3 protein-coding genes are annotated in these 1,842 nt (G+C 67.2%); all 3 read left to right on the top strand.

Features of this window, described 5'->3' with window-relative positions:
- The first annotated feature begins 260 nt into the window (after positions 1-260).
- Positions 261-1,070 (top strand): helix-turn-helix domain-containing protein, encoded by an 810-nt coding sequence (locus AOK16_RS24615; protein ID WP_055474297.1) that lies wholly within the window; start codon positions 261-263, stop codon positions 1,068-1,070.
- A complete protein-coding gene (locus AOK16_RS24610) occupies positions 1,067-1,411 on the top strand; it encodes a DUF397 domain-containing protein (RefSeq protein WP_055474295.1) in 345 nt (114 codons plus the stop codon). The genes AOK16_RS24615 and AOK16_RS24610 overlap by 4 nt, the downstream gene beginning before the upstream one ends.
- 45 nt (positions 1,412-1,456) lie before the next feature.
- Positions 1,457-1,842, top strand: a 386-nt coding sequence (locus tag AOK16_RS24605) for an EF-hand domain-containing protein (protein ID WP_107098446.1), incomplete at its 3' end; no start/stop codon positions are given.

Below are 1,842 nucleotides of genomic sequence, written 5' to 3'. Positions count from 1 at the left end.
GCGTTGGTGACCAGCTCGCTCGTCACCAGCTCGACGGAGTCGGCGAGTTCACCGCCGCCCAGGCCCCAAGTGCGGAGCACGTCCTGTACGTGCCGACGGGCCTGCGGGGTGGCGAGCGGGGTGTGGGGGAGCGGCAACCGGCTTACGTGGAGGCCGCGTTCGTTTTCGTGGTTCACCTCTCCACTGTCAGTGGCGGCAACTACTCTCGGCTACAGGTTGACTGCAAACAGCGCACACCGTCGAACCAGGGGGTAGCCGCCATGCCGAATCCGAACGACCTCGACCCGTCGCGATCGCCGCTGGCGTTCTTCGGCGCGGATCTCCGGCGCCACCGAGAGAACGCGGACATGTCCCAGCGGGACGTCGGCAAGGCGGTCTACTGCTCCGGCGCCCTCGTCGGCTACATCGAAACCGCGAAGCGATTCCCCACGCAGACGTTCGCGGAAGCGTGCGACAAGTTGTTTGGTACGGATGGGTCGTTCGGACGGCTGTGGGAGTTGGTCGCGCGGTGCGCGCTGCCGAGTTGGTTCCGGGAGTACCCGGAGTTCGAAGCGGCGGCAACGCGGATCCGCACTTATCAGGCGCAGGTGATGTACGGCCTGTTGCAGACCGAGGACTTCGCCCGAGCGGCGTTGCAGCCCGGCCGCCATAAGGACCTGGACGATGCGGTAGCCGCGCGGATGAAGCGCCAGCGCATCCTCACACGGCCGACCGCTCCTGAGATCTGGGTAGTCCTCGACGAAGCCGTGCTGCGCCGCCACTCCGCGACCCCGGAGGTGATGCGGGGGCAACTCCAACGCCTGTTGGACTACCGCTACGACCGCAACATGGTCATCCAGATCCTGCCATTCAGCGCGGGAGTCCCGACCTCACTCGACGGCTCGTTCAGCTTGCTCTTCATGGACGAGGGCGCGGACTTCGTCTATAGCGAAGGGGTCGGGACCGCTCAGGTCATGGCCCATCCGGACGAGTTCGAACAGGCAGCGTTCCGATACGATCTTTTGCGTGCCGCCGCGCTCTCGCCGGAGGACTCGGCGGAGCTAATCGCCTCACTCCTGGAGGAGCTATGAGCACGATCTGGCGCAAGTCGAGCTACAGCAGCGCCCAGGGCGGCGAGTGCATCGAGTGCGCACCACTCGCAGGCGCCGCGTGGCGCAAATCCACCTACAGCAGCCCCCAGGGCGGGGACTGCATCGAATGTTCCCCTCCGGGGGGCGCCACTTGGCAGAAGTCGTCATACAGCAGCAGCCAAGGCGGCGACTGCATCGAGTGCGCCCAGTTGACCGGCTCGACCCCCGCCGTCGCCGTTCGCGACTCCAAGAACGCGGACGGCCCGCGCCTGCACTTTTCCGCCATGGCCTGGAAGTCGTTCTTGAACTTCGCCGCCACGCAGGACGTACGTACCATCTGAGCCCTAGCGCCCAGTGCACCCGACATGAACGCGAGGCCTACGACCGTGGACCCCTCCGAGTACGACGCCAAGATCGCCCGCCGGTTCGCCAGCTTCGACCAGGACGGCAACGGCTACATCTCCCGCGAGGACTTCAGCGCCGCCGCTGCCGCAGTGCTGGCGGAGTTCGGCGTCACCGCCCGCTCCCTGAAGGGACAGGAGCTCTACGAGGGCGCGGAGGCGTTCTGGCAGGGCATGGCCGCCATCGCGGACCGGGACGGCGACCAACACGTGTCACGCGAGGAGTTCGTCCACAACGCGGTCAAGCGGCTGCGGGACAACTCGCCGAGATTCGCCGAGATCGCCCGACCGTTCCTGGACGCGGTGATCCGGATCGCGGACTCGGACGGCGACGGCGTCGTGACGCCCGCGGAGGCCGAGCGGGTGCTGGG

The sequence above is a fragment of the Streptomyces pathocidini genome (genome assembly GCF_001418495.1).
GTDB classification, from domain to species: Bacteria; Actinomycetota; Actinomycetes; order Streptomycetales; family Streptomycetaceae; genus Streptomyces; species Streptomyces pathocidini.
This window is presented reverse-complemented; position numbering and strand designations above follow the sequence as displayed.

Excerpts from the sequence above, each read along its gene's own strand:
- AOK16_RS24615 (WP_055474297.1), top strand. The coding sequence starts at position 261 with ATGCCGAATCCGAACGACCTCGACCCGTCGCGATCGCCGCTGGCGTTC.
- AOK16_RS24610 (WP_055474295.1), top strand. The coding sequence starts at position 1,067 with ATGAGCACGATCTGGCGCAAGTCGAGCTACAGCAGCGCCCAGGGCGGC.